Genomic DNA, 21357 nt, shown 5'->3' with positions numbered 1-21357 from the left:
GCGCACGCAGAGGAACGATCCCCTCCTCGTCCAGCTCATAGATCGTCTTCAGATACATCTCGGTGGTATCGATCAGGTCGGTCACGTCGCGCTCCTGTCGCTCGGGGGCTTGGGGGCACCTGCCGCACCGGCGGGCCGCTGACCACTAGTTTAGGTCCGAGCCACCGACATTGTGGACGCCGAGCGGTGTTCGCGCCAGGCCGGACTATCGTTGCCCTGTGCCTGAGCCCACCCAGATCACCGTCCCCCCGCACCTGCTGCCCAGCGACGGCCGCTTCGGCTGCGGCCCCTCCAAGGTCCGTGACGCGCAGGTCCGCGCGCTCACGGAGGCGGGCTCTTCCCTGCTGGGGACCTCTCACCGCCAGGCACCGGTCAAGTCCCTGGTCGGTCGGATCCGGTCCGGCCTCGCCGAGCTCTTCGACGCCCCGGAGGGCTACGAGGTCGTCCTGGGCAACGGCGGGTCGTCGGCGTTCTGGGACGTCGCGACGCTGTGCCTGGTCCGCGAGCGTGCCCAGCACGCGGCGTTCGGCGAGTTCGGCGCCAAGTTCGCGACCGCGACCACGCGTGCGCCGTTCCTTGCGCCTTCTCAGGTGATCACCGCCCCCCCGGGGTCGGTCGCGGTCCCCGAGGCCGCGGACGGGATCGACGTCTACGCCTGGCCCCACAACGAGACGTCGACGGGGGCCATGGCCCCCGTGCGCCGCGTGCCCGGTGCGCGCGAGCAGGGTGCACTCACCCTGGTCGACGCGACGTCGGGCGCGGGTGCGCTGCCGGTCGACCTCGCGGAGACGGACGTCTACTACTTCGCACCGCAGAAGGTCTTCGGGTCCGACGGCGGGCTGTGGGTCGCGATCATGTCGCCCGACGCCGTCGCGCGCGCCCAGGACATCGAGTCCGGCGACCGCTGGGTCCCCGAGTTCCTCTCTCTCGGCGCGGCGATCACGAACTCCCGCCAGGACCAGACCCTCAACACCCCGGCGGTCGCCACGCTCGTGACGTTCGCCGAGCAGGTGGACTGGCTCAACGAGCAGGGCGGCCTCGCGTGGGCGAGCGCCCGCTCCGCGTCCTCGGCCCGGACCCTGTACTCGTGGGCCGAGTCACGCGACTGGGCCACCCCCTTCGTCACGCGCCCCGAGGACCGCTCCACCGTCGTCGGGACGATCGACCTCGACGAGTCGATCGACGCGACGCAGGTCATCACGACACTGCGCACCAACGGGATCCTCGACGTCTTCCCCTACCGCAAGCTCGGGCGCAACCAGCTCCGCATCGGGATGTTCCCCGCGATCGAGCCCACGGACGTCGAGCTGCTCACGCACAGCATCGACTTCGTGGTCGACGCCCTGGCCTGACCCCGTGACGTGACGATGCCCGCCCCGTCTCGTGAGGCGGGGCGGGCATCTTCACGCCGGGCCGGTGGAAGTCGGCGCACGCCAGGACGACCCGGGCACCCCGGGCGACCCGCAGCTCAGGCTGCGGACGCGGCGTCCTCGGCGTCGTCCACACCGAGCCGACGACGCGTCTCGCTGCGCGCGTTGCGCTCCTTGGGGGTCCCGCCCTCGGGGTAGGTGACCACGAGGTGCGGACGCCGGGTCACGCGGTAGCTGACCGTGAACTTCCAGCTCCGCATGGCCCAGATCGCGGCCCCCACGGAGACCAGGAGCGCCGTGATGGAACCGATCCCGATCGCCCAGCGGGGCCCGTAGGCCTCCGCGATCCAGCCGACGATCGGAGCGCCGACGGGCGTCGCCCCCAGGAACACGATCATGTACAGGGACATGACGCGCCCGCGCATGACGGGGTCGGTCGTCATCTGGATGGTCGTGTTGGCTGCGGTCATCATGGTCAGCGACATGAACCCGACGGGGATGCAGGCGATCGCGAACGTCGTGTAGCTCGGCATGAGCGCCATGACCCCGGTCGCGATCGCGAAACCGAAGGCCGACCCGATCACGAGCCGCACGCGCGGCCGCTCCCGCCGGGCCGCCATGAGCGCGCCGGTGAGCGACCCGATCGCGAGGATCGACCCGAGCATGCCGTACTCCCCGGCACCCATCCCGAACTCGACGCGCGCCATCATCGCCGACGTGAGCTGGAAGTTGAGGCCGAACGTCGAGACGACGCTCAGCACGACCATGATCACGATGATGTCCGAACGGCCGCGCACGTACCGGATGCCCTCGCGGATCTGCCCCTTCTCGCGCGAGGCGCTCGGCAGCTTGTGCATCTCCCGGGTCCGCATGCGCGAGAGCGCGAGGATGGTCGCGCCGAAGCTGATGCCGTTGATGATGAAGACCCAGCCGGTGCCGACCGCGGCGATCAGGAGGCCTGCGACGCCCGGGCCGATGAGGCGGGCGGCGTTGAACGAGGCGCTGTTGAGGCCCACCGCGTTGGACAGCTTGTCGCTGGGCACCATCTCCGCGACGAACGTCTGGCGCACCGGTCCGTCGAGCGCGGACACGCACCCGAGCGCGAGCGCGAAGCCGTAGACGTGCCACAGCTCGACGTGACCCGACAGGACGAGGGCACCGAGCCCGAGCGCGAGCACGCCCGAGGCGCCCTGCGTGGCCATGAGCATCTTGCGGCGCGGCAGCCGGTCCGCAAGGACCCCCGCCCAGGCGGACAGCGCGAGGACCGGCGCGAACTGCAGGGCCGTGATGACACCGACGGCGACGCCGGAGTTCGCCGTCAGGACGGTCAGGACGAGCCAGTCCTGCGCGATGCGCTGCATCCAGGTCCCGATGTTCGCGACGAGCGCGGACCCGAACCAGAGGCGGTAGTTGAAGTACTTGAGGGAGGAGAACGTCGCGCTCATCGGGCGGCGATCCGGGTCAACAGGTCACTGGCGCGGGCCAAGGTCTCTCTTTCGTCGGGGGTCAGGCTGATCAGCTGCTGGGTGAGCCACGCGTCGCGGCGTCGACGGGTCTCCTTGACCTCGAGGACGCCGGCCTCGGTGAGGGCGACGACGACCTGGCGCCTGTCCGTCGGGTGCTCGAGCTTGTGGACCAGCCCGAGCTCGACGAGCGCGTTCACGGTGCGGGTCATGGACGGCGGCCGGATGCGCTCGTGGGTCGCGAGCGCGCCGGGGGTCATCTCGCCGTGCTTGTGGAGCGCGGTCAGGACGCCGAACTGGCCCTCGGGCAGGTCGGCACCGCCGCGCTGCGAGCGCAGGGCGCGCGAGACGCGCGTGAGCGCGATGCGCAGGTCGCCACCGAGGGTCGCGGGCCGACACTGCGCCTTCGTCGGGGACGAGGGCGTGGTCTGTTCCGCGGGAGGCACATCGTTACCTTAACTCATTACCTTAGGTAAGGAAAGGGTCTGGAGGGGTGAGAACGCCCCCGAACGCCCGCATTGGAGTGCGCACCGCGCCAGGAGCGACCCACGCGGAGACGCTCCACGTGCTCGGGCTCACGGGACGTAGGCCACCACCACGTCGCCCACGCCTCGCACGTCCAGCGCCCCGGCTCCGTGCGGGACGAACACCGACTCCCCAGGCCTCAGAGTCACCCGTCCGGACGGCTCCGGCGACGAGCCCGCGCCTGCCGTCCACCCCAGCTCGACGTGCCCGCGCAGGGCGAGGACGATCCGCGGCCCCTCGGCGGGCAGAGGTGCCGCCTCGGCGCCCACCTCGCCCATGACCAGGGCGAACTCCGCGATCGACGCCCGGTACTCCCGCAGCCCCGCATCGGCCTCGGGCACGCCTCGTCGCCCCGGCACGGGAACCGCGTCCAGCCGCCGGATCCGGGGCCGCGCCGCGGGCCCGGGGGCGTACGTCACGCAGGCCAGCAGCGACTCGACGTCGACACGCTTGCTGGTCAGGCCCGCGCGCAGCACGTTGTCCGAGCTCGACATGATCTCGACCGCACACCCCGACAGGTAGGCGTGCACGTGCCCGGCGGGGACGAACATCGACTCCCCCGGCTCGAGCGTGACCCGGTTCAGCATCATCGACACCACTGCGCCGGGGTCTCCCGGGTGCTGCTCCGCGAGGGCGACCACGGTCGCGTCGGCGCGCGGCGACGTCGTGCCTGCTGCCAGGCGGGCCCGGACGTCGGCGACGGTCGACGCCAGGTCGGCTGCGACGTCGGGCGCCGTCCTCGCGTGCAGCGCGAGCGTGAAGGCCTCCCGCAGGCCCGCTGCCGAAGGCTGCTCCTCGAGCGCAGCCCTCATCCCGGCCACCAGCTCGCCGCGCAGCCCTTCCAGCAGCTCCAGGATCCGCACCGGTCGACGGAAACCCGAGAGTCCCTCGAACCGGGAGACCGCCACGACCATCTCCGGCTTGTGCTGGTCGTCGTGGAAGCTGCGCTCCGGCGAGTCGCGAGGGACACCCTCACGGTTCTCCCGGTTGAACCCCGCGCGGGCACGGTGCGGCTGCGGGTGCACCTGCAGGGACAGCGCACGGTCCGCAGCCAGCACCTTCAACAGGTACGGCAGCCGTGCGCCGTAGTCGTCGAGGACGCGCTGACCCAGCATCGCGAGCGGGTCGTCGTGGATCAGGTCCGCGAGGGACGCCGAAGGCCCGCCGTCGGCCGAAGCCGACGACGGGCCCTTCGGATGCGCCCCCATCCACAGCTCGGCGAGTGGCTCCCCGTCCTGCTCCAACCCCAGGAGCGTGTGCAGCACGCTCCTCGAACCCCAGTCGTACGACTGGAGGGTGGGCGTCAGGCGCAGGATCGAGGTGCTCATCGCCTGAGAGCGTACGTCAGACGCCCAGGGCGTCGCTGATCGGGTCGAGGGTGAAGTAGATGATGAACGCGACGGCCGAGACCCACATCAGCGGGTGGATCGCCTTGACCTTGCCCAGCGCCAGCTTGATGACCACGAAGGCCAGGAATCCCGCGCCGATGCCCGCGGTGATCGAGTAGGTGAACGGCATGAGGGCGATCGTGAGGAACGCGGGGATCGCGACCTCGACGTTCGTCCACTTGATGCCCGTGATCTGCGTCATCATCAGGAAGCCGACCAGGACCAGGGCGGGCGCGGCGGCCTCGCTCGGGACCAGGGCGACGAGGGGCGACAGGAACGTCGCCAGCAGGAAGGCGATACCCGTCACGACGGCCGCGAGGCCCGTGCGCGCTCCCTCGCCCACACCGGTCGTGGACTCGACGTAGCTCGTGTTGGACGAGACGCTCGCGGCGCCACCGGCCGCAGCGGCGACCGAGTCGACGATGAGGATCGCACGCGACTTCGGCGGGTTGCCCGTCTCGTCGAGCAGCTTGCCCTCGGCGCCGACCGCGACCATGGTGCCCATGGTGTCGAAGAAGTCGGCGAGCAGCAGCGAGAAGACCAGCAGGACGACCGTGACGATGCCGACCTTCTCGATCGACCCGAGGAGCGAGAACTGGCCGAGCAGGCCGAAGTCCGGCACCGCGACCGGGCTGCCGTCGAGCTCGGGAGCGTTCAGGCTCCAGCCGTTGGCCGCGCCGCCGCCCTTGGTGCCGACCCCGGCAACAGCCTGGATGACCACCGCGAGGACCGTCGCGGCGAGGATCGAGATGAGGATCGCGCCCCGGACCTTGCGGACCCACAGGACGATCATGAGGACCAGGCCGACGACGAAGACGAGGATGGGCCAGCCCGCGAGCGACCCGGTCGCACCGAGCTGGAGCGGCGTGCCGCCGCCCGAGGCGACGAACCCGGCGTTGACCAGGCCGACGAGCGCGATGAACAGGCCGATCCCGACGCTGATCGCCGTCTTCAGCTCGACGGGGACGGCACGGAAGACGGCCTCACGGAAGCCCGTGAGGACGAGCACCAGGATGATGAGGCCCTCGATGACGACGATCCCCATCGCGTCGGCCCAGGTGACCTCGGGGATCGAGGCGATCGTGAACGCCACGACCGCGTTGAGGCCGAGGCCGGCCGCCAGCGCCATGGGGTAGTTCGCGAAGACGCCCATCGCGATCGTCATGATGCCCGCGACGAGCGCCGTGGTCGCGGCGATCATCGGGAAGTTCGCGCCGTCCGTGCCACCACCCAGGAACTGGCCCGTGCCGTCGGGGGCGGTGCCGAGGATGATCGGGTTGAGGATGATGATGTAGGACATCGCGAAGAACGTGACGAGACCGCCACGGATCTCGGCGCCGATGGTCGAGCCGCGCTCGGTGATCTTGAAGAAGCGGTCGATGCCGCTGGAGCGCGGGGGGGCTTCGCGCTCGTCAGTCGTGGTGGTCATGGGGAGAATGGTGCCAGATCCCGTGTTGCGCTTTCGAATCGTCCACGTGACGTGCTAGTGGGACGTGGCCCCCGTCACGTCCCACCGCACCGCAGCGTCCCCCGAGGTGCGCTCAGTACGCCCCGTGCCCGGAGACGACGGCTCTCGCCGTGCGCGCCAGGATGAGGATGTCGCCGAACAGCGTCCAGTTCTCGACGTAGTAGACGTCGAGCCGCACGCTCTCCTCCCAGGAGAGGTCCGAGCGCCCGCCGACCTGCCACAGGCCCGTCAGGCCCGGCTTGACGAGCAGGCGCCTGCGCACCTTCTTCTCGTACGTGCTGACCTCGCGGGGCAGCGGCGGTCGAGGGCCCACGAGGCTCATGTCACCCCGCAGGACGTTGAAGATCTGCGGCAGCTCGTCGAGCGAGTAGCGACGGATGAAGCGGCCCACGGTCGTGACGCGCGGGTCGTTGCGGATCTTGAAGAGCGGCCCCGACCCCTCGTTGGTCGCGGCGAGCGCGTGCAGGTCGAGGTCCGACCCGACGCGCATGGACCGGAACTTGAGCATCGAGAACGTCTCGCCGTTGCGACCCACCCGCTGCTGCGAGTAGAAGACGGGTCCACGGCTCGTGAGCCGTACGGCGAGCCCGACCGCGATCAGGACGGGCAGCAGGAGGAACGTCAGGATCGCCGCACCGAACCAGTCCGAGATCGACTTCACGACGAACTTGGGGCCGCTGAACCGGGGCGCGTCGACGTGCAGGAGCGACACGGACTCGGCCGGTGTGATGGTGATGCGCGGCCCGGCGACGTCGACCAGCTCCGTCGTCAGCATGAGGTCGACACCGAAGGGCTCGAGCTCCCAGCTGAGGTGGCGCACGACGTCCGCGGTCACGGCGTCGGAACCGCTCACCGCGACGCACCCTGCGCCGACCCGGGCGGCGATCTCACCGGCTGCGCGGAGGTCGCCGAGGACGGGCACGCCCAGGATGGCGTCGCCCTCGCCGGCACGACCGCTGGGCGTGCACACGGCGACGACCCGGTACCCGGAGCTGTCCCGCTCGTTCAGGTCGCGGATCAGGCGCTCGGCCTGGTCGCGGTGCCCGATCGCGAGGACCGCGGTCCGGTGAGATCCCACGGCACGCTTGCGGTGCAGCCACTGTCGCCAGAGGTAGCGCCCCAGGAGCAGCCCGGCGAGGCCGAGGGGGAACGCGAAGATCAGGTAGCCACGGGCCTCCTGGAAGCGCAGGAGGAAGGCGAGGATCGCGAGGACGCCGAAGAGGCGCCAGGACGCGTCGAACACTCGCTGGTACTCGGTGGGCCCGCTGCCGACGACCCGCACGTCGCGCGTCTTGGCGAACGCGAGCGAGCCGGCCCAGGCGACGCCGATCAGGACGCTCAGCACGAGGTAGGGCAGGAACAGGTTCTCCCGGACGGGCTGGCTGATGAACTGGTCCCACCGCAGGAAGTACGCCGCGGTGACCCCGATCGTGATCGCGAGGAAGTCCGTGACGACGAGGCGGATCCGGTACGACCGCTCCCACGTGACCGACTCGAACGCCGCGCGCACCGCCCGGAGCGGACCGGGTTGCGCTGTCGTCAGGATGTGGCGGAGTCCACGACGCGAGTCATGAATAACGCTTCCGGCCATGGGCCCGGCTACCTCTCGATCAATCCGTCAGCCGCTTCTGGACCGCCGGAACGCCTCATCGTAAGAGTCGGCACACAAAGAATTGAACGACCCGCCGTCCTTTTCACCCGGGTGAGAAGGCGGTCGGTCTCGGCGGGTCGGAGCCGAGGATCCTGCGGATCCTGGGCCCGGTCCGGGAGACTGGGCAGGTCGGAGAATACAGATGGACACATGTCCAGTTCGAGAAACGCACAGCATTCCTCGGAGCAGCGAACGATCGTCGTCCCAATTTCTTGCACAGGTGTCCAACGAAGCGGGGCGGGCGAAGTTCGGATCGTAGCGGCTGGCGATAGGGCCCTGGAACCCCGTCCGCGTTCCACCTCACCCGGGAGAGACAGCTCCTCGGCCGCCCTGTGACGGCAGACACGGGTGAAAAGCCGCACGCTTTCCTTGCGCGTCGTGCTCGTCAGCGGGGGCATCCGAGGCGACGACGCCTCGTTCACCCTGGTTTGCCCGGTTCGTGCCGGCACGCTCAGGACCGGCGGGCGCTTTTAGCACGCTCGTTCCCTGGACGCCGATGCCGACGCGCCGGACGCGCCCGACCTTCCTTTTTCACCCGACGCGACGTTCACGAGCCGTAGACTGCGGGCGTGCCCTCGATGATCTCCCTGCTGGTCCACCCGGAGCGGCGCCGCCCCAGCCCGCCGGCGCTGCGCGTCGATCTGAAGCCCGTGATCCTGGTGGGGATGAGCCTGTGGGCCGCCGCGCTCGTGGTCTCGGTCGTCCTGCTCGTCCTCGACAGGGCGACGTTCGAGCTCCCCGCGACCTGCGCGGCCGGGATCGTCCTCGGCATGGTCGGGCTCGGTTGGGAGCGCCGCAACCGGAACGAGTACCGCTCGCAGGACTAGGGGTCCGCCCTCGCACCACGGGACGCGCCCTAGCTCTCGATCCCCGCCCGACGGCGCGTGGTCCGGTTCGCGTGCACCGACCACCGCGGGACCCACCGCGCGAGCGCGACCGCACCGAGCAGGCCGACCGTCCCCGCGGCGACGATCCCGCCCGCGAGGCTCCCCAGCGCGGCTCCGGCCGACACCACGAGCGGACCGAGCGCGGACCCGGAGTCCTGGAAGAGCCGCCAGATCCCGAGGAACTGCGCCCGTACGTCCGGTGGCGCGACGTCGGCACCGAGCGTCATGAGGATGCCCGAGCCGATCCCGTTGCCGAAGCCCATGACCATCGCGACGACCGCCACCCCGGCGACCGTGCTCGTGAGCGGCAGCACGACGATCGCCCCGCCGAGGACGACCATGCACGGGATCGCCACCCACAGCCTCCCGCGCCGGTCCATGACCTTCCCCGCGGGGTAGAACAGCAGCATGTCCACGGCGCCCGAGAGCCCGAAGATCACGCTCGTCGTGGCGGGGCTGAAGCCCAGGTGCTCGGACCACAGGGGCAGCACCACCTGCCGGGCAGCCCGCGTGGCCCCGACCATGACGACCGCGATCCCGAGCGTCGCGAACACCCGCCAGTTCGCGGCCAGCACCGTGCGGAAGCTGACGGGCGCCACGGACCGCCGGTGGGCCGTCGAGCCCGCCGCGACGTCGGGCACGAGCGCCGTCACCAGCCCGGCGACGACGCTCGTGCCGACCGCAAGCCAGTACACCGCGGGCAGGTCCCACACCCACAGCACCGCGGCCGCAGCGAACGGCCCCACGAACGCGCCGATCCGGTGCGTGCCCGCGAGCGTCGACAGCGCCCTGGCCCGCTTGAGCACGGGCGTGACCTCGGTCAGGTAGGCCTGCCGGGCGAGCATGAAGACCGCGTTGGTCATGCCGATGCAGAAGACCCCCGCCCCCAGGACCCACAGGTTGGGCGCGAGCGCGCACGCCACGAGCCCGACGATCGAGGCGGCCGCGGCCGTCATCATGGCCCGCCGGTCGCCGAACCGGGCCGCGAACGCACCGGCCGGGACGTCCCCGGCGATCTGCCCGAGCCCCAGCAGCGCGACGACGAACCCCGCCAGCGCGATGCCCGCCCCCATCGAGACGGCACTCAGCGCCACGACGGGGACGATCGCGCTCACCCCCGCCTCGAACACGAAGGTCGGGACGTACACGCCGCCCACGAGGCGGCGGTCGAAGATGCCGGACGGTCCGGGAGCGGTTCCCGTCGTCGGGCCGCTCACTCCCCGTCCCACGCGGTCTCGGCCCGCAGGTCCTCGGCCGCGGCGGGGTCGAGCAGCGCGGACTCGAGCAGGTACCGCGCTCCGGGCCGCCCGGCTGCCGCGGCCAGGCCGCGCGCCAGGCCGGCGGTCGTCGAGGCGTGGACCTCGGGTCCCGTACTGCCCGCGCACACCCACCAGTCGACCTCCACGCCGCCCACCGACAGGGCGTCGTGCTCGAACCACGCGCCGGGCAGTCCCGGGACGAGCGCCGCCACCCGGGGGTCGAGCGCCTGCGGTGAGCCGGCGCCGTCGGGCAGGGGGACGTCCGGCGTGCCCGGTGCCGGGAGCAGCGGCAGGTCCAGGAGGTCCGCCAGGACGGCTCCGTCCTCCGGGGCCCCCGCGGTCGGGACGACCGGCAGCACGGTCCGCACCTGCGCCCACATCGCGCTGGTCGCCACGGCCAGGTCCTCGGCCGGGACGCACGTCGCGACCGACCCGCGCAGGCCGGGCAGGCGGTCGGGCAGCTCGTCGAGCTCCCGGCCGTGCGCCGAGCGGGCGAGCGCTCCCAGTCCTCGCCACACCGCGAGCGCGGCGGGCAGGTCGAGGTGCGCGCCGACGTCGGGGAGCGCGGCCAGGTAGCCCGGCCAGTCCGCCGGTGCGAGATCTCCCAGGTCCGCGACCCCGCCCAGAGCACGCACGACCTCGGCGTCCAGGCCGCGGGTCTCGGCGGGCGGGTCGGGCAGGAAGGGGGCCCCGCCCCGACCCGCCGCGAAGGGCGCGCCCAGGTGCCGGCGCAACCACCACGCGGTGTACGACGGCGCGTCCCCGACCCGCGCGCCGCCCTGCGCCCGAGCGGGAGCGAGAAGGGCGGCGCGGGCCTCGGGCTCGCGGGCGAGGCGGGCGAGGAACGCGGGCCACGCGTCGTCGGCGACGGCGTCCAGGTCCGCGACGGCATCGAGGTCCCCCACGTACGCCCCTCCCCCGACGAGCCCGCCGAGGAAGGCGAGGTAGTCGGCCCAGCCGTCGAGCCACGACTGCGGGTCGTCGGGGTCGTCGGGCAGGTCCGGGTCGGCGTCCCACGGCGTCAGGACGTCGCGCACCCGGTGGACGGTCACGTCCGCCGGGACCCCGACCGCGCGCAGGACGTCCGCGCCCCAGCGCTCGGCGACACCGGCCGCGAGCGGCACGAGGCCGTCCAGGTGATCGGCGGCCCACGACCCGGGCACGACGCACTCACGCGCCGCGGACAGCTCGCCGTCGGCCGTCGGCAGCGGGAGCTCGCCCCACCAGAAGGGCACGTCGCCGGGCAGCGCCCCCTCGGCGAGCGCGGCACGCACGAGTGCCAGCACCTGCCCGACGGCGGCGGGCACCGGGTCCTCGACCTCGCCCCCCGCGTCGAGGTCGTCGAGCAGGTCGCCGTCCGCGACCTGGTCCGCGAGGTGCAGCACCCGGTCCCGGACCGCGGGCTCGGTCAGCAGCCCACGAGCCGACGACGGCGTCGCCCCGAGCCGCTCGAGGAGCGGGTGAGCAGCCTCCGGATGGACGAGGCGCAGACCGAGCGAGCGGGTGAGGTCGGGGACGCCGGGCCCGGCCGCGTCGCCCTCGCCCGGGGCGACTGGCTCGAGGAGCAGGACCCCACGGGCTCCCCGCGCGGTCCGGCCGTCGGCGAGCGGGACCGTCACCGCGCCGAGCGCGTCGAGCACCCCCGGCTGACCCACGTGCGGGGCGAGGGCCGCGTAGACCTCGCGCCACGCGGTCGGCCCCATGCCCGCGGGCAGCTCGTCGAGCAGGTCCGCCAGCTCGCGCGAGCGCACACCGAGCGACCGCGCGACCGCGTGCAGCGACGACGGCACGTCGACCAGGTCCGGCACCGCCCGACCGAGCACCGCCACCACGGCCGCGTCGCGCCCGACCTCGCCCGCGAGGACCTGGGCGTCACGCGGCGCGACCAGGTGCCGGCCGCCGGAGCGCACGACGGGCTGCCCGTCGAGGACGGGACCGTCGACCAGGCGGAGCCTCGTCCGCTCGCCGGAGCCGTCCAGCGCGTCGGTGCCGTGCGTCGCAGGACCGACGTCGATGCCGACCCCCGGGAGCGACGGCGACAGCAGCGGCGTGCCGCGCAGCGCGTCGAGCGCCGCGTCCCGGACCTCGGCGTCGAGGGCCCCCGCAGGCAGCCCCGTGGGCACGAGGCCCAGGACAGCAGCGCCCCGTTCGGCGGCGACGAGCCCGAGCAGGCGCGCGTACCCACGGCCGGCGGTCTCGGCGAGCGCGGAGGTGACCGGGCCGGGCAGGACGTGACGGCGGCTCGGGTCCAGGGGGAACGACGCGACGAGCAGCGCCGCGAAGGTCAGCGGCTCGTCGGTCGGCGTGGGGGCGTGCAGCACTCCCGCGACCGTCCCGCCCGGGACGGACGTCGATCGTGGCAGCGCCCACAGCAGGCTCCAGCCCTCGTGCCGCTGCTCGACCGGGAGCGAATCCAGGAGTTCCGCGTCGAACGCCCCCCGGTCGCGCACGACCGTCCACCGGTCGGCCACGTCGTGCAGGCGGCGCGACCGGGTGAGCCTGTCGTCGTCCTCGACCTCGACGAGGACCTCGCCCAGGGCGGGAAGCGCCAGGAGCAGCGCGTCGTCGACCTCGTCGAGCTGGGCACGGACCGCGTCGAGCGCGACCCGGTCCCGCAGACGGAGGGCGACGACCGTGTCCGGCACCGCGGGCTCGGACGCTCCGTCGGAGCCGCCCGGGACGCCAGGGAGGGCGTCCGCCGCGAACGGGAGCCGCAGCACGGGCAGGGCGTCACCACGCTCACGGACCGCGGCCTCGAGCCGGTCGGCGGTCGCCGCTCCGGCGCCCGCTCCCTCCCGCGCACCCGCGACCGCCTCGGACAGCGCCGCACGCGTCCGCTCCAGGGAGAAGGCCACTCCCCCGAGCGTCGAGCGGACCGAGACCTCGTCCGCGACCGAGCGCACGGCCGCGAAGCCCACCCCGAACCGGCCCACCCGCCCGGGTGCGTCGTCCGCGGAGTGCCCCTCCGCCGTCGGGCCGGACGGGCGCGTCACCTTGGCCGACGCGCGCATCGACGACAACGACGCGACGCCGTCCGCGTCCAGCGGTGCGCCCGAGTTCTCGGCCGTCAACCACCACGCACCGCCCGCGTCCCGTGCCAGACGCAGCGCGAGACGACCCGCGGAGCCCGCGTGCGCCGCGGCGTCGGCCGCGTTCTGCGCGAGCTCGACCACCACCCGGTCGCGGTAGTACCCGCGGGCGTGGTCCTCCTCGGTGTTCGCGTCCTCCCGGAAGCGCGTCGGCGACGCGAGCCACGCCTCCGTGACGGCTCGGCGGAGAGCCGACGTCCCGAAGGCGTCCGTCGTCACCGGGCCGGCTCGTCCGGCTCCGGCGTGCCCTCCGGTGCGCTCACCGACCCCGACGACGACCCCGGCTCGGGAAGCGTGATCCGCGACAGCGCGAGCTCGATGCTCGCCGTGTCCTCCGCGGACCGCTCGGCCGTCGGGCTCGTGGGCGTCGTACCCGGCCCCGCCGCACCGCTCGGCGTGTCGCGGGCCGCATCGAGGAGCTGGACGATCTCGACGTCCATCTCGTCGATCAGCGGGTCGGCTGCCGGCCAGTCCGTCGGGTGGGGCTCGACGTCCGTCTCCGAGTGCGCACCGCATCCGTGGTCGAGGCTCACGACCTTGCCGTCGTCGGGCGACCACGGGTTGGCGCAGACCGCGAAGAGCTGCCCGAGCGCCCCCTGGAGCGGGACCAGGAAGCCGCACGAGCCGCACTCCGCGCTCGACGCGACCGCGCCCGGCGCCGTGGGACCACGCGTGCCGCGGTACCACCGCTCGGCCGCCTCGTCCCGGCCCTGCGGGGACAGGACACGAGCGCGGGCGAGCGCGAGCTCCTCGATCGCGACCTCGTCCTGCTCCTCGTCCCCCGTCGGCACGTAGCCGGGCTCGAGACGCGGGTCGTCCGCCTGGAACGGCAGCACGTCGCCGACACCGATGTCCCCCGGCCGCAGACGCTCCGACCACGGCAACCACTCGGGCGCCAGGATGGACCCGTCACCCGGCAGGAGCTCGACCTCGCACACCGTCGCAGTACGGCCGCGCGGGACCCGGGCCAGCGTCACGGTCCAACGCCACCCCCGGTACCCGAGCATGGTGCACGCGAACTGGTGCGAGATGAGCCGGTCCTCCTCGACGACCGTCCCCACGTGCTCGCCCACGTCCCCGACGTGCTCGGCGACCTGCTCCGCCGCAGCACGCGCGAGATCCACCGCGCCCATGAGCACGGCGTCCTTGGCGGCGCGCGCGCTCACACGACGGGTCGAACCTTCAGCGGCGGCTACGGCAGCCATGTCATGCCTCCAGGTCGTCAGCGACGGCGCGCAGCACCTTGGCGAGCTGGGCTCCCTGCGCGGCATCCGGGTACCGGCCTCGGCGCAGCGAGCCGCCGACCTTGTCCATGACCTTGATGAGGTCCTCGATCACGACCCCCAGGTCCTCGGCCGGACGGCGCTGGGCCTTCGCCACGGACGGCGCAGGGTCGAGCAGCTTGATCGCGAGCGCCTGCGGGCCGCGTCGCCCGTCGGCCACGCCGAACTCGACCCGGGCACCGGGCTTGGGCGCCGCGCCGTCGGGCAGGGCGGAAGCGTGCAGGAAGACCTCGTCGCCCTCATCGCTCGCGATGAAGCCGAACCCTCGTTCGGTGTCGAACCACTTGACCTTGCCGGTGGGCACGTGAACCTCGTTTGTGCTCGTGGGAATCAGAACTCCCAGGTTACCGGGACAGAGCCCTCACAGTCGCATCCGCCGGGCCGCACCCCGACGAGCGCGCCCGGGTGAGTTCCGGCAGCGGGGAGTTCTCCCCATGGAAGAGGGCTGCGGCCTCTCCTCGGCCTCCACTAGCCTTCGGGCGACTGCCGACGCACCGCGTCGGTCGAGCCGCCGCCGATCCAGAGGGTTTCCCATGACCACGCCGCCCACCTTCCCCCCTGCCGACCCCTCGGGAGCGTGGCAGCAGCCCGCCGGAGGCCCGACCCCCGCGCCGGGCGCGGTCGTGACCGTCAGGCCGTCCCGGCTGCGCACCGGCCTCGTGCTCGGCGGTGCGGCGACCGCGGCCCTCGTCCTGGTCGGTGGAGGCGTGTTCGCCTACAGCGCCCTCGACGGCGGCGGGGTGCAGCCCGAGGCGGCCCTCCCGGGCACCGCGTTCGCCTACGTCCGCGTCGACCTCGACCCGTCGGCCACGCAGAAGGTCAACCTGCTGCGCCTCGCGAACAGGTTCCCGGACCTCGCGGCCGACCTCGACGTCGACCTCGGCGACGACGCAGACCTCCGCAGGCTCGTCGTCGACGCGATCTCGAAGAGCGGCACGTGCGAGATCGACTACGCGACCGACGTCGAACCGTGGATCGGCCAGCGGGCTGCCCTCGCCGTGCTGCCGCCCGTCGAGGGGGCGGCGACCGGGGACGCGGGAGCCACGCCCGAGCCCGAGCCCGTGGTCGCCCTCCAGGTGACCGACGAGGGCGCCGCACGGGCAGCCATCGAGTCGGGCCTGGGCTGCGGCGACGGCATCGAGCCCGCCCAGGTCGCGTTCGCGGACGGGTACGCGCTCATCACCTCCGAGAACGTCGTGGCTGCGGACGTGGCGGCAGCCGCGCAGAAGGCGCCGCTGGCCGACGCCCCCCGGTTCGCCGCAGACATGAAGGCGCTCGGCGACCCCGGACTGATCTCCTGGTGGGCGGACGTCGAGGGCGCGATCACCACGCTCGAGGGGCAGGAGCGCACCGACGAGCTGGGCGCCGCCGTCCCCGAGAGCCTCCGCTCGGTCGCCGGAGCGGCACGGGCCGGTGCCGACCACCTGGAGATCGCGATCGCGGTCGGTGCTAACGAGAAGGTCCTCGCGCCCTTGAAGGGGTCGGGGCCCTCGCTCCTCACGGGTCTGCCGGACAGCACCCTGTTCGCCTCGTCCGCGACGATCGACCCCGCGTCGGTCGACCAGCTCTGGGAACAGCTCGGCGCGCTCGCCGACACGTACGGGTCGAGCGGCCTGGGGAGCCTGGGCTCCGGTGAGGACCTGCTCGGCGACGACTGGACCCTGTCCGCGCACGAGGTCCGCACGACGGGCTCGCTCGTCACCGCCACCGAGGCCGAGTGCGCGGCACTGCTCGCACTGCCGGAGAACGCGCTGGACGCCTCGGGCTGGGGTCTCACGCCCGAGGAGCTGGCCGAGGTCACCCAGAGCTACGACGAGTCGTTCATGGCGGGCTGCACCGGGAGCTACCCGGCGCTCGACGAGGGCCTCGACACCTCGCTGGGCGCCGAGGAGGACCTCTTCGGGGACGACTGGCAGGCGGCCGGCGCGACCGGCGACCTCCTGCCGAGCGACCTCAGCTTCCAGGAGACGGTCGACGAGCTCGAGAAGACCTACGACCTGCGGCTGCCCGAGGACCTCAAGACCCTGCTGGGCGAGCAGGTCGTCGTGGCTCTCGACTCCGCCGGTCTCGACGACGTCTCGTCCGTGACCGGGCCGGCCGACGTCGACCTGGGCGCTCGCACGATCGGGGACAAGGCCGCGCTCGAGGACCTCCTGGGCCGGATCGACGCGATCCTCGTGGACGCCGGCGCGGACGCGCTCACGAGCGCGACCACCAAGGACGGGCTCGTCGTCGCCTCGAACGAGGCCTACGCCGCACGGCTCGCCCAGGACGGGACGCTCGGCACCGTGGGTGCCTTCCGGACCGTCGTGCCCGACGCGAAGGGCGCAGCCAACGCGGCGTACCTCGACGTCGACGCGCTCGAGTCGATCGCCCGCGCGAACATCGACGCGACGGGCGGCGACGACTCGTGGATCGCGTACGTCGAGCCCCTGCGGGCCGTCGGGCTCTCGAGCCGGGTCACGGGCGACCACAGCCTCACGAGCGTGCGCGTCAGCTTCGACTGACGCAGGCGCGCCCGGGCGCCCGGGCGTCCGGGCGTTCCTGGTGCCCGGGTCCCTGGGCGTCCGGGTGCCCGGGTGCCTGGGCGTCCGGGTCCCCAGGGGGCCGGGCCTCCGGGCCGCCACGAGGGCTCGCGCGCGGGTCTCAGGCCGTGCCGACGAGCCCGTCGAGCAGCGCGGGGTCGGCGCCGGCGGCCAGCAGGCGTGAGCGCATGCCCGCCGCGGCGAGCGCGTAGGGACGGTCGTCGCCGAGGAGCAGCGACCGCGAGTTGGCGGCCTCGTCGAGCGCGATCAGCTCGAATGCCAGCCGGTCGGCCTCGTCCTGGTCGATCGTGAGCTCGCCGGCCGCGACCGCTGCCCGGACCTGGGCCTCGAGATATCCGTACCAGGTGGTCAGGGCCGACCGCACGGCGTCATTGACAGGGCCGGGCTTGGAGTCGACGTCGGCCGACGTCGCGGCGAAGAAGCAGCCGCCCGGGAAGACACGGTCCCTGGAGTACGCCAGGGCGTTGTGCAGCAGCGCGACCAGGCGGCGCAGCCCCCTTGGCTCGGCCCGGGCAGGCTCGACGATCGTCGCGACGAAGACCTCGCGGGCCGCGGCGACCGTCGCGAGCTGCAGCCCCTCCTTGCCGCGGAAGAGCGTGGCGATGCTGCTCTTGCTGCGTCCTGACTCCTCGGCCAGGCGACCGATCGTCAGCCCGTCGAGCCCCTCGATCGAGGCGAGGTCCGTCGCGCTCCTGAGCACGACCGAGCGCGACGCGTCGCCTCGTGCGCGCCTTCCGTCGAGGACAGCGGGATCAGCCATCTCCCTAGTATACGAACGATCGATCGCGTAATCTACACAACGAACGTTCGTGCGTATTGATCTGGAGGAGCCATGCCCACGCTGCACACCCTGGTCGGCCGCACCCTGCGCGCCGTCGGCACCATGTCACCCACCCTCGCCGGGCGCCTCGCGCTCCGCTCCTTCTTCGTCACCACGCCGCGCACCCCCGTGCGCGACGCCGACGTCGACACCCATCACTCCGCGCTCCGGACCCGGCTCGCCGTCCACGGGCGCGAGCTCGTGGTCCACGAGTGGGGCACCGGCCGGGAGACCGTTCTGGTCCTCCACGGGTGGCGCGGGCGCGCCTCCCAGCTCGCGCCGCTCGTGCGCGAGCTCGTCGCCGAGGGGTTCCACGTCGTGTCGTTCGACGCCCCGGCCCACGGCGACTCCCCCGGCGCACGGGCCGACATCCGCGACTGGGTCGCCGCGGCGGAGTCCCTCGAGCGGCTCCACGGCCCCTTCCGCGCGATCGTCGGCCACTCGCTGGGCTCCCTGGCCGCGCTCACCGTGGCCCGCACGTCCGTGCGGACCGGACGGGTCGCCGTCGTCTCCGGGGTCGGCGGGCCGGACGCGTTCCTCACCGAGTTCGCGCGCGAGCTCCACCTCGACCACGCGACCCGGACGCAGCTCGAGGCGCGCTTCCACGACCGGCTGGGCGAGGACAGGGCCTCGATGGCCGCTCGCTACGACGCGGTCGCGCACCCGCTCCCCGCGGGGACCGAGCTGCTCGTCGTGCACGACCGCGGCGACCGACGCATGCCCGACCACGACGCACTCCGGCTGCACGCCGCGCACGCCGGCCGCTCGACCATGGTCCGCACCTCCGGGTCCGGCCACACCTCGGTCCTCTCGGCCGACGTCGCGCTCGACGCCCTCACCGCGTTCGTCCGCGGCGGGCTCGCCGCGGTCGACGACCTCCACGTGGACGCCTCGGAGACGGGCGCACCGGCGTCGCCGGTGCGGACGGCCGCAGGCTGACGGTCCTGCCCCGTCCGCACCGAGGGGCCTGGGGCGGGAGAACCGCCGACCCGCGTAACATCGGACGGATGGCCTCAACGCCTCCGGCTCTGCGCCGGACCTTCCCCGAGGCTCTTCGCTCCCGCAGCGACGAGCACCTCGTCGCGCTGCTGCTGCAGCGCCCTGACCTGGCCACTCCTTCGCCGTCGACGCTGCGCTCGCTCGCAGCACGTGCCACCAGCCGCACCAGCCTGGACCGGGCGATCGCCCGGCTCGACGCCCTCGAGCTCCAGGTCCTCGAGTCCGTCCTCGTCCTCGGGGAGCAGCACGCGTTCCCGACGTCGGCGTCCCGGCCCGCACCCACCCGTCCCACGCGCTGCGCCCCGGGCGACGACACGGCGGTGACGGTCGACCGTGTCCTCGGCGCGCTCGGCGCGAGCGACGCGGACGCCCCGGTCGTGCGGGCCGCGCTCGCGCACCTCGAGGAGGCCGCGCTGCTGTGGGACCGTGACCCGTCGCAGCGCACCGACCTCGCGGTCGCGCCGGGCCTGTCCGAGGTCCTCGGCCCCTACCCGGCGGGGCTCGGCCCCACCGACCCGTCGTCCCCTCTCGCTGCCCGTCCGGCCGGCGCCCCCGCCCCGGCCGACGTCCGTCCCGGCACCGGGCCGGCCGACCTCGCCGACCTCCTGTCGGACGCCCCGCCGGGCGCCCGTAGCATCCTCGACGCCCTCACGTGGGGGCCGCCCGTGGGCGTCGCGCCCCGTGCCGACCCCGTGGGCCGCGAGGCGACGACCTGGCTCCTGCGACAGCGTCTCCTGCTCGCGTCCGACGAGCGGCACGTCGTCCTGCCCCGCGAGGTCGCCCTCGCCCTGCGCGAGGGCCGCACGCACGCCAAGCCCCTCGCCCGTGCGCCCGAGCCCGACGCCCCTCGCTTCGCCGAGGACACCATCGCCGCGGAGGCCGCGCGCGCCGCGCAGGACGTGGTCAGGCTCGTCGCCCACCTCCTCGCGCTGTGGCAGGCCTCGCCGCCGAGCGTCCTGCGCGCGGGCGGCCTCGGCGTGCGGGACCTCCGGCGCCTCGCGACCACGCTCGAGGTCGACGAACCGACGGCGGCGTTCGTCGCCGAGCTCGCGCTCGCCACGGGTCTCGTGGTCGACGACGGCGAGGACCCTCCCTCGTTCACCGTCACGATCGCGGGCGAGGACTGGCTCGACCTCCCCCTTTCACCGCGCTGGGCCCTGCTGGCCGCGGCCTGGGCGGGCTCGGGCAGGACGCCGTGGACCGTCGGCAGCCGCGACGAGCGCGGCACGCTGCGCGCCGCGCTGGAACCCGACCTCACCAGGCCGTGGGTCCCGCGCCTGCGCTTCGACCTGCTGTCCGCGCTCGCCGACCGCCCCGGGACGGCCCTGAGCCCGGACGACCTCCTGGAGGTCCTGCGCTGGGGCTCGCCCCGGTCGGTCCCGCCGCTCCAGGCGATCGAGGGCCTGCTCCACGAGGCCCACCTCCTGGGGGTCACGGGGGTCGGGGCGCTCGCACCGACGGGCCGTGCACTCCTCCTGCCCGACGGCGCCGCCCCCGCCGCGCGCACGAGCACCTCCGCGGGGTCGAGCAGGTCGGGCGCGCCCCCGCTCACGTCCACGGAGGCCGCGCTCGCGACCGCCCTCGAGTCGGTCCTGCCGCCCGAGGTCGACGACCTGCTCCTCCAGGGCGACCTCACGGGGATCGTCCCGGGCCGACCGAGCACGGCGCTCGAGCGCCTCCTGGAGGACGCCGCAGAGGTCGAGTCCCGCGGGGCCGCGATCACGGTCCGTTTCACGCCCGAGTCCCTGACCCGCGCGTTCGACGCGGGCCGCACCGCGGACGACCTGCTGGCGGACCTGGCCGGCCACTCGCGGGCCTCGCTCCCCCAACCCCTCGACTACCTCGTCCGCGACACCGCTCGTCGGCACGGACGGCTGCGGGTCGGGAGCGCGTCGAGCTACGTGCGTGCGGAGGACGCCGCGCTCCTGACGGGCCTCGTCGAGGATCCGTCGCTGCGTCACCTGTCGCTGTTCCGCATCGCGCCCACGGTCCTGGTCTCGCTCGTCCCTGCGGCGACGCTCCAGGCCGCGCTGCGCGACCGCGGCCTCGCATCGACCGTCGAGGGTCCCGACGGGCGGGTCGTGCGCACCGAGCGGCTGCGCACCACGGCCCGTTCCCGCGTCGGGGGGCGGCGACCGCTGGACACTGCCACCCGGGGGCGCTCCGCCGTCGGGCCCGTGGTGCACCAGGAGGACGCGACCGCCCGGCGCGAGCGGTACGCCGAGCTCGTCCCCCGCCTGCGCGCGGCCGACGACGCCGCGCTCGCCGCACCGCCCGCCACGACGACGCCGGTGGACGTCGCGCCCGAACCTCGCGGAACAACCGAACCTCCCGCGGCGTTGGGACTCCTGCGCGACGCGATCGACGCGGGCGACCACGTGGTCCTCGAGACGATCGACCCCACCGGTCAGCCGACCCGGCGCCGCGTCAAGCCTCTCGTCCTGGAGGGCGGCCGCCTGCGCGCCCTCGACCCCGCGCGCGACGCAGAGCTCACCGTCGCCGTCCACCGCATCGCGGGCGTCTTCACCGACGCCCCCACCCCCACCCAGGACGCGTCGACCGACGCGACCACGAACGCGTCGGCGGGGGCACCGAACGACTAGCCCACA

Annotated in this window: 15 protein-coding genes and 1 pseudogene; 5 read left to right on the top strand and 11 right to left on the bottom strand. The window is 73.6% G+C overall.

The window, feature by feature from the left end; translation table 11 throughout:
• A pseudogene (locus ACFVQ3_RS15365) lies at positions 1 to 85 on the bottom strand (dihydrofolate reductase); the annotation flags it as partial.
• A 133-nt stretch (positions 86 to 218) separates the two neighbouring features.
• Here ACFVQ3_RS15365 and serC point away from each other — a divergent pair.
• Positions 219 to 1352: a phosphoserine transaminase gene (gene serC / locus ACFVQ3_RS15360; protein WP_387640726.1), complete on the top strand. Its 1134-nt coding sequence runs from the start codon at positions 219 to 221 to the stop codon at positions 1350 to 1352.
• 116 nt (positions 1353 to 1468) lie between these two features.
• Here serC and ACFVQ3_RS15355 read toward each other — a convergent pair whose 3' ends face one another.
• The 5 genes from ACFVQ3_RS15355 to ACFVQ3_RS15335 all read right to left on the bottom strand — a co-directional run bounded on the left by ACFVQ3_RS15355 (position 1469) and on the right by ACFVQ3_RS15335 (position 7724).
• Entirely contained in the window at positions 1469 to 2815 is a 1347-nt protein-coding gene (locus tag ACFVQ3_RS15355; protein WP_387640723.1) for an MFS transporter, read from the bottom strand.
• Positions 2812 to 3279, bottom strand: a complete 468-nt coding sequence (locus tag ACFVQ3_RS15350) for a MarR family winged helix-turn-helix transcriptional regulator (RefSeq protein WP_387640720.1) — start codon at positions 3277 to 3279, stop codon at positions 2812 to 2814. The genes ACFVQ3_RS15355 and ACFVQ3_RS15350 overlap by 4 nt, the downstream gene beginning before the upstream one ends.
• A 129-nt stretch (positions 3280 to 3408) precedes the next feature.
• On the bottom strand, positions 3409 to 4686 hold the full coding sequence (manA, locus tag ACFVQ3_RS15345) for a mannose-6-phosphate isomerase, class I (RefSeq protein ID WP_387640717.1): 1278 nt from the start codon (positions 4684 to 4686) through the stop codon (positions 3409 to 3411).
• Positions 4687 to 4702: 16 nt separating this feature from the next.
• Entirely contained in the window at positions 4703 to 6175 is a 1473-nt protein-coding gene (locus tag ACFVQ3_RS15340; RefSeq protein ID WP_387640715.1) for an NCS2 family permease, read from the bottom strand.
• Positions 6176 to 6287: 112 nt separating this feature from the next.
• Positions 6288 to 7724, bottom strand: coding sequence for a sugar transferase (locus ACFVQ3_RS15335; protein WP_387640712.1), 1437 nt, complete (start codon positions 7722 to 7724; stop codon positions 6288 to 6290).
• A gap of 719 nt (positions 7725 to 8443) precedes the next feature.
• Between ACFVQ3_RS15335 and ACFVQ3_RS15330 the strand changes: the two genes are divergently transcribed.
• Positions 8444 to 8692 carry a DUF2530 domain-containing protein gene (locus ACFVQ3_RS15330; protein ID WP_387640728.1) on the top strand — a complete coding sequence of 83 codons (249 nt, stop codon included), beginning with the start codon at positions 8444 to 8446 and terminating at the stop codon, positions 8690 to 8692.
• Between the two features lie 29 nt (positions 8693 to 8721).
• Here ACFVQ3_RS15330 and ACFVQ3_RS15325 read toward each other — a convergent pair whose 3' ends face one another.
• Genes ACFVQ3_RS15325 through ACFVQ3_RS15310 form a run of 4 tightly spaced genes read right to left on the bottom strand, consistent with a single transcriptional unit; the run spans position 8722 to position 14687 of the window.
• Complete coding sequence (locus ACFVQ3_RS15325) at positions 8722 to 9969, bottom strand: MFS transporter (protein WP_387640709.1); 1248 nt, start codon at positions 9967 to 9969, stop codon at positions 8722 to 8724.
• On the bottom strand, positions 9966 to 13319 hold the full coding sequence (locus ACFVQ3_RS15320) for a sacsin N-terminal ATP-binding-like domain-containing protein (protein ID WP_387640706.1): 3354 nt from the start codon (positions 13317 to 13319) through the stop codon (positions 9966 to 9968). The genes ACFVQ3_RS15325 and ACFVQ3_RS15320 overlap by 4 nt, the downstream gene beginning before the upstream one ends.
• On the bottom strand, positions 13316 to 14305 hold the full coding sequence (locus tag ACFVQ3_RS15315; protein WP_387640704.1) for a DUF3027 domain-containing protein: 990 nt from the start codon (positions 14303 to 14305) through the stop codon (positions 13316 to 13318). Before ACFVQ3_RS15315 ends, ACFVQ3_RS15320 begins: the two co-directional genes overlap by 4 nt.
• Before the next feature lies 1 nt (position 14306).
• Complete coding sequence (locus ACFVQ3_RS15310) at positions 14307 to 14687, bottom strand: cold-shock protein (RefSeq protein WP_030144143.1); 381 nt, start codon at positions 14685 to 14687, stop codon at positions 14307 to 14309.
• 229 nt (positions 14688 to 14916) lie between these two features.
• On the opposite strand from ACFVQ3_RS15310, the gene ACFVQ3_RS15305 reads away from it, so the two are divergent.
• A complete protein-coding gene (locus ACFVQ3_RS15305; protein WP_387640701.1) occupies positions 14917 to 16890 on the top strand; it encodes a DUF3352 domain-containing protein in 1974 nt (657 codons plus the stop codon).
• 139 nt (positions 16891 to 17029) lie between these two features.
• Here the strand turns inward: ACFVQ3_RS15305 and ACFVQ3_RS15300 are convergent, their stop codons facing one another.
• Positions 17030 to 17689 (bottom strand): TetR/AcrR family transcriptional regulator, encoded by a 660-nt coding sequence (locus ACFVQ3_RS15300; protein WP_387640699.1) that lies wholly within the window; start codon positions 17687 to 17689, stop codon positions 17030 to 17032.
• A 72-nt stretch (positions 17690 to 17761) separates the two neighbouring features.
• On the opposite strand from ACFVQ3_RS15300, the gene ACFVQ3_RS15295 reads away from it, so the two are divergent.
• Positions 17762 to 18688 carry an alpha/beta fold hydrolase gene (locus ACFVQ3_RS15295; RefSeq protein WP_387640696.1) on the top strand — a complete coding sequence of 309 codons (927 nt, stop codon included), beginning with the start codon at positions 17762 to 17764 and terminating at the stop codon, positions 18686 to 18688.
• 68 nt (positions 18689 to 18756) lie between these two features.
• On the top strand, positions 18757 to 21351 hold the full coding sequence (locus ACFVQ3_RS15290) for a helicase-associated domain-containing protein (protein ID WP_387640694.1): 2595 nt from the start codon (positions 18757 to 18759) through the stop codon (positions 21349 to 21351).
• The last annotated feature ends 6 nt before the right edge of the window (positions 21352 to 21357 follow it).

This window comes from Oerskovia sp. NPDC057915 (assembly GCF_042887685.1).
Lineage (GTDB): Bacteria > Actinomycetota > Actinomycetes > Actinomycetales > Cellulomonadaceae > Oerskovia.
Note: the sequence above shows the minus strand (reverse complement) of the source record. Positions and strands in the feature narration are given on the sequence as shown.